This window comes from Ligilactobacillus acidipiscis DSM 15836, from assembly GCF_001435755.1.
GTDB lineage: Bacteria > Bacillota > Bacilli > Lactobacillales > Lactobacillaceae > Ligilactobacillus > Ligilactobacillus acidipiscis.
Genome location: NZ_AZFI01000115.1, coordinates 1 through 6931, shown reverse-complemented (window position 1 = coordinate 6931; position 6931 = coordinate 1). Strand labels below are relative to the sequence as shown.

The window sequence follows — 6931 nt, the reverse complement described above, 5'->3', positions numbered from 1 at the left end:
TCGGCCTCCTGGTAGAGCATCAGGAGGTTCTTTTTTATATAAAAATTACTGAAGGTGAGCGAACACTTTTAATTGCTGCAAAACGTAGATTAGACAAGAAAGAATATTTGCCTAAAATAATCGGTGGACTTACAGGGGATCTACCCTCCTTTGGCAACTGGACGAAAACTTTTACTTCAGGTAAGCAAGTTTTATTTAAAGTTACTTAATAGTAAATATAGTGATAAAGGATTAGGCTGAGGCCTTTTTTCAGTGCGGATCAACATAGATATATGATATAAGACCTCCTGGCAGATAGTTAGGGAGGCTTTTTTGGCATAAAAAAGAGCCTAGTCCTAAAAAAGTAGAACTAAGTCATAGGCAATTTACCCTTGTAGGGGATTGCTACTATATTTGTACATTTTATTTCGCTAACTACTGTCCTTGTGTATCATAGATACACTGTTTTCTTAAGTAGTTAAAAAGGAAAGTCCAAGATAATGATTTGCGAGTAAATTGTCATTTCAATTGCACACAGTAGTAGTCTAGTTGTCACAAGTGTAACAAAAGAATAAGTTATTAAAACAGATTGAAACTAATTGGTAGGGACATTATTCCAGTAGCTTCGGAATACTTTTTTAGTACAGAAGAATCTATTTTACCTGAATCTACTTCCGATTTAATAAAAGTATATATATCAAGAACTGTTTTAGGAATATTATGGTGTTGCATATAATAACTTGAAATTTTCCTAGATAAATTAAGAACAATTTTACTATAAGAAGTATTATTATTATTAATTTCTGTTGCATAATGCAATAACATTTTTTGAAGCTCAGGAATTTCTTCTACTTGAGGATCGTTAAAAGCTTTGTCTATTTTATCAAAAAGAACTTTTGAATTTTCTTGTGTCATTAAACTCCTCCATATAACATGAGAATATCTTTAAAAGTCACCACTTAATTTAGGATACAATAAATTGATTTAATAGCAAGCAAATACTCTTGAAAAGGAATACTAAGCTTTATTTAAAAAATTAATGATAGAAAGTTGCTTTTATAATATAAAGTGATAGTGTAGTTGATTAGGAGGGGATAAGTGTGAATAATTTTAAAGAACTATCTTTAGAAGAGTCTAGTAGTGTTATAGGCGGCAAATACTATGGTAATGGTCTTCATATTCCTAAACATGGAAAACCATATATTAATTGGGGACAAGCTATACAATCAATAGGCAAAATTTCATACCATGGTTGGGTTAATGGTATAACTAGTGGCGCTGCTGGAGTAGGCCGACATTAAATTTATAAATTATAATTAATGTAATTTATTTTATATAATATATCGGAATCGCTATCCAATGAGGTTGTACAATCTTTATTGATAGCGGTTTTTATATAGTAAGATTTTTTGCATCAGAAAGGGTACGTATTATGCTTTATAAAAACAAAAAGACCTTATCATTTTTATTTTCAATTATATGTTTTGTAGTTATGGTGCAAGTTATAGGCTTTACTTCTATTTCTAAGTTACCCAAAACCTTTGCTGTTATTTTTCAAGAATCATTTTTTTGGATTATTATTTATTTGATAAATAAATATTTAATAAAACAAAGAATTTCTTGGAAAGTACAGTGCTCATATAAAGAATTATTTTTTGTTTTATTTCCAGTATATTTATATGCGTTATTTGCTATAGTTTTGATACAAAATAAGGGAGTTTCACAAGCAGGTTATCCTTTTATAGTTGGTATTTTTGTTTCTTTCTTTGAAGAATATTATTTTAGAGGAATTACGTTAGGTGTTATTATTTCAAATATATCAAAATGTAAAAAAATAAAATTATATGGTGAAGTTTGGCTTTCTTGCTTGGGTTCAAGTATTATTTTTGCATTAACTCATTTTTTGAATCTAAACTCGCAGCCTATGCAATTGACTTTAATGCAGGTAGTTCAAACCTTTTTCTTAGGGATGTTACTAAATGCGTTATATGTCAGATCAGGGAGCTTAATTGTACCTATGATGTTCCATTTTTTGCTAAATTTTATATCAAGTATTTCAACTCTTGGAATGAGTCAGGGTACACTTAATAATTCCTATGGCTCACTGCTTTCTAGTTTTTTCATTGATTTTGTATATTTGGTTTTTGCTGCGTTCTTGTTGAGACGTAAAAAATTAAGAAACATTAATTACTTAGTTAGACTGTATAAAAATAATCAATAAAAGATGAGGTTGTTAGTTATTATGTCTATTTTCTTTTAAAAGAAAATATATATCACAAATTGACGAATCTGACTGCGGCATTGCTAATTTATATTTGTTTTACTTTGTATATTTACCAATATATAAAACAAATAAAACCTTCTAGGCTAAATTTTAGTACGTATATCTATATATTCCTTATAGCCATTCTTTTTGTTGGCATTCAAGGAATTGGAATTTATATCACAGGTCAATACAGCAACGATGATTTTCTTTCATCAACAAAAGCATTTGTCATATTTTTGCCATATGTTCTTTTATTATGTTTTATTTTCTTTGGCATTGTTTTTTGTTTTAGAGAAAACTAAATCAATTAGATCCAATATCTTATTACATTCCGTTTATAATATGTTAATTGTTATCACTTCAGCTTTTTAAGAATAGTATGTTAGTTTACAAAAATTAAAGACCTGAATTACTTGGTTTCTCTAAAAATGGTTGGGTATTAGGTATTGGCTTTTGTAACCATCTTAATACTAAACTTTGTAGTAGGCTTAAAAGCCTAAGGTGTTCATTTTTCTTTAGAAAAGGGTGAATTATGGCTTTTTTTAATAAAAATATTAAATATGTTTCGCAAATAGATGAAGCTGATTGTGGAGTTGCTTGTTTAGCTATGATTTTAAAACACTATGGCTCAACCACCTCACTAGCTTATTTACGGAATCTTGCTAAAACAGATAACGAAGGTACGACTGCATTGGGCTTAGTTAAGACGGCAAATAAATTAGGCTTTGATACTAAAGCAATCAAAGCTGATATGTCTCTCTTTGATGTTAGCGACCTGCCGTTGCCTTTTATTGCACATGTTGTTAAAGACGAAAATTTATTACATTACTATGTTGTTTATAAAGTAAAAGGGAATAATATCTTGCTTGCTGATCCGGATGATACTGTCGGAGTAATCAAAATGACTAAAGAGAATTTTGCTAAAGAATGGACCGGGGTTGCCCTCTTCATGGCGCCTAAGCCTACTTACCAGCCAACTAAGCAAAAGAAAAGTTCTCTTTTTTCTTTTATTCCCAATATGGTACAACAAAAGAAACTGATAATTAATATTATTTTAGCGGCCTTATTAATTACTTTAATTAGCATTGTCGGTTCCTATTTCCTGCAAGGTGTTATTGATACATACATTCCTAACAATATGCGCAATACTTTGGCAATCATTGCCTTAGGGTTAATTGTTTTTTATATTTTTCAAGCAATCTTTACCTATGCCCAAAATTTCTTATTAGCTATCTTAGGACAACGGTTGTCCATTGAAATTATTCTTGGTTATATTCGACATATTTTTGATTTACCAATGGAATTTTTTGCTACACGCAAAGTTGGTGAAATTGTTTCACGGTTTTCAGATGCCAGTAAAATCATTGATGCTTTGGCTAGCACTGTTATATCAATGTTTTTAGACGTCGGTATTGTGGTTATTATGGGGATTATTCTAGCCATTCAGAGTTTAAAGCTCTTCTTATTAACTATTGCGACCTTACCAATTTATTTGGTGGTTATTTTGGCCTTTGCTAAAGCATTTGAACGTTTAAATCAAAAAGAAATGGAAAGTAATGCCGTTTTGAATTCTTCAATTATTGAAGATATTCACGGAATAGAAACGGTGAAAGCTTTGAATAGCGAGGAACAGCGTTATCAAAAAATCGATTCCGAATTTGCCGACTTCCTTAAAAAAGGGCTTGCTTATACTAAAGCAGATGTCTTGCAACAGGCCATTAAACTGGTAATTCAATCATTATTAAATGTGTTAATTTTATGGGTTGGGGCATTATTAGTAATTCATAATAATTTATCGATCGGTCAGTTAATGACATTCAATGCTTTATTGGCTTACTTTATTGAACCGCTACAAAATATTATTAACTTACAACCGAAATTACAAAGCGCACGAGTAGCTAATAATCGTCTGAATGAAGTTTTTTTAGTCGAAAGTGAATTTAAAAAATCTAGAGCACTTACTGACTATAGGCAACTGCAAGGACCAATTAGTATGCAGCATGTTAATTATCGTTATGGCTATGGCAAAAATGCCCTTGAAGATGTTAGCTTCAACCTTGTTCCAAATGAGAAAATTACGATCGTGGGGATGAGTGGTTCAGGAAAATCGACCTTGGCTAAGTTATTAATTAATTTTTTTGATGTTACCAGCGGCGAAATTACTTTTAATCAACAGCCAATTAAAATGATCGATAAACATACTTTACGTAAGTTTGTTAATTATGTTCCCCAGGATCCGTATATTTTTGCAGGCACAATTGAAGATAACCTGCGGTTAGGGAACCGTGCACAGATTGAATTAGCTGACATTAGACAAGCTTGTAAACTAGCGTTAATCGATACTGATATCGAAAGGATGCCGCTACAATATAATTCTTTATTAGACGAAAATGGCAATGTGTTATCAGGTGGACAACGACAAAGAATTACAATAGCTAGAGCTTTGTTATCCCCAGCTAAAGTTTTGATTTTTGATGAATCAACTAGTGGGCTTGATGCAGTTACGGAGAAAAAATTAGTTGATAATTTAGTTAATTTAAAAGACAAAACTATTATCTTTATTGCACACCGCTTAGCAATTGCTAAGCGCACTAATAATATTTTAGTACTGCACCAAGGAAAGTTAGTGGAACAAGGAACACACGCTGAATTAATTCAAAAACAAGGATATTATTATGATCTAATTCAGAGTTAAGGGGATAATTTCTCGTGGATAAACGTTTTTTAGAAAGCAGTGAATTTTATACTGCACGCTATCATAATTTTTCAACTTTACTGATTTTACCAACTACCTGTCTAGTAGTCGCAGTCCTTCTTTTTTCCTTTTTCGGGAAAAAAGAGGTCACCATTGACGGTGTGGGTACTACTGCCACGATACAAACTGTACCAACAATTCAAGCAACAGCAAATAGCGCAATAAAAAATAATTATTTATCAGAGGGTAAATATGTGCACCAAGGACAAACTTTGTTGGTTTATAATAATGTTCTGAACCACAATAAATTAAGCTTATACGAAGCTCAAGCTAAAAAGTTTACACAGCAGATTGCAGCATTAGATACATTAAAAAATGGAATAACAAACAATACAGATTCTTTTGAAGAGAACGATACTTTTGGTTATCGGCAATTGTTACAAAGTTACCTTAAACAGCGACAAGTTTATCAAACTAAAAATCAAATGTTAACGCAAAAGTCAGCTAGTACCCAGCAAAAACAGACCTCATTAACTCAGATAGAACAACAAGTTGTTGAGCGCAATAATGCTAATTTGACTGCCTATCAAGCGTTATATCAAGCAGTTAATAATGATAGCGGTTATGATAAAAAGGCTAAGTACAGTTACATTTACCAAGAATACAAAAATAAGCTTGCGAGCGCAACGGATAACACGGATAAAAGTGGCATTAAAGAGGATTACCTGACCAATATCCAGCAAGAAATTGATACCTTGCAAGATACTGTTGCATCTGCCAAAGCTCAAGTTGAAGAATTAAAAGAGTTTGACGATACTAATTATAGCGTTGCAATGAATCAGCAGAAAATGCAAACGTTACAAGACGATCAAATGAATGCAGCAGTGCAGGATCAGGTTAAAGCAAAACAAAATTTGCAGGAGATAAAAACAAACATTGCTAATTTAAAGACTGATAACAAAAAGTATAAAATTAAAGCACCTAAAACTGGCGTGATACATACTACTGAACAATATCAAGGAGCAAAATATGTTGGTAACGGAGCTAGTTTAGCAGAAATTTATCCTGTTTTACGGCAGCAAAAGTATCTAAAAATCAAGTCCTATGTGCCAACAACTGATATTTCATCAGTAAAAAAGGGACAACAATTACGATTTAAGGTCACAAGGAATGTCCCAAAACCGGTTTTGTTAACTGGTAAGATCAAGCAAATCAGCGTTTCACCAATAACAATCAACCATGGGAATTATTACCTCGTGACAGCTACAGCAAAAATCAATTCAAAGCAAAAGAAATTGTTAAAATATGGAATGGAAGGAACGACTTCAGTAATTACTGGCAAAGAAACCTTTTTTAATNTATTACAAAAATAAGCTGCTAAACAAAGAATAAATAATACTCAATTAAGTGAGTGTATTAAAAGTTAATCACTTAGTGCATCAGGCAAAAAATCGTATCCTGTAATAATTGGGATACGATTTTTTATGTCTAGCTATCTTTATTGTAATTAGAGGAAACCAAATCTTTAGAGATCTTGATTGAGAAGATACTTATTGTTCTATCGTTTGTATCAATAGGATATAAAACTTAGGAGTCAATTTTTTAACTGGCGTAATTTTTTTCTTTTTAACTTTTTTTCCAGTTCTTTACGAGGCTCGTAGGCTATTCCGAGACAATCAAGTTTTACTTCTATAGTCATTATTTCTTTTTTGGTAGCAAGATAATCAGAAAATAGCGAAACAACTAAAGCCAAAATAAGGGATATCGCAATAGTTTTAGTAAAATCTGCAAAATAATAGTGACCAACGTTTTTAAAGACATAACTTGCAAGAATAAAACAAAGTGCTCCTAAGATAAAGTTTCTTGAAGCTTTTCGGAAATAAAAGTTTCGTTGTAGTAATTTGTTTCTTTTAAGTATCAAATATTTATGGTCTAAGTATTTCATTAAAAGGTTCTTTCTTTCCAATGTTATGGGGGGATTTCTCACAAAT

At 31.5% G+C, this 6931-nt stretch carries 7 protein-coding genes and 1 pseudogene; 6 read left to right on the top strand and 2 right to left on the bottom strand.

What is annotated here, in order from left to right; genetic code table 11:
* A partial coding sequence (locus FC65_RS12060) for a hypothetical protein (protein ID WP_056972181.1) occupies positions 1-209 on the top strand: 209 nt, incomplete at its 5' end.
* A gap of 349 nt (positions 210-558) precedes the next feature.
* On the opposite strand, the gene FC65_RS07775 is transcribed toward FC65_RS12060, so the two are convergent.
* On the bottom strand, positions 559-894 hold the full coding sequence (locus tag FC65_RS07775) for a bacteriocin immunity family protein (RefSeq protein WP_056972179.1): 336 nt from the start codon (positions 892-894) through the stop codon (positions 559-561).
* A 185-nt stretch (positions 895-1079) separates the two neighbouring features.
* Between FC65_RS07775 and FC65_RS07770 the strand changes: the two genes are divergently transcribed.
* From FC65_RS07770 to FC65_RS07755, 5 genes and pseudogenes are all read left to right on the top strand, one after another.
* Positions 1080-1280, top strand: a complete 201-nt coding sequence (locus tag FC65_RS07770) for a leucocin A/sakacin P family class II bacteriocin (protein ID WP_156408600.1) — start codon at positions 1080-1082, stop codon at positions 1278-1280.
* 131 nt (positions 1281-1411) lie between these two features.
* Complete coding sequence (locus FC65_RS07765) at positions 1412-2200, top strand: CPBP family intramembrane glutamic endopeptidase (RefSeq protein WP_056972178.1); 789 nt, start codon at positions 1412-1414, stop codon at positions 2198-2200.
* 243 nt (positions 2201-2443) lie between these two features.
* Positions 2444-2617, top strand: a complete 174-nt coding sequence (locus FC65_RS12900) for a CPBP family glutamic-type intramembrane protease (RefSeq protein ID WP_382405909.1) — start codon at positions 2444-2446, stop codon at positions 2615-2617.
* Positions 2618-2777: 160 nt separating this feature from the next.
* Positions 2778-4940, top strand: a complete 2163-nt coding sequence (locus tag FC65_RS07760) for a peptide cleavage/export ABC transporter (RefSeq protein WP_056972176.1) — start codon at positions 2778-2780, stop codon at positions 4938-4940.
* Between the two features lie 14 nt (positions 4941-4954).
* Positions 4955-6298: pseudogene (locus tag FC65_RS07755) on the top strand (bacteriocin secretion accessory protein); the annotation flags it as partial.
* A gap of 236 nt (positions 6299-6534) precedes the next feature.
* On the opposite strand, the gene FC65_RS07750 reads toward FC65_RS07755, so the two are convergent.
* A partial coding sequence (locus FC65_RS07750) for a hypothetical protein (protein ID WP_056972172.1) occupies positions 6535-6931 on the bottom strand: 397 nt, incomplete at its 5' end.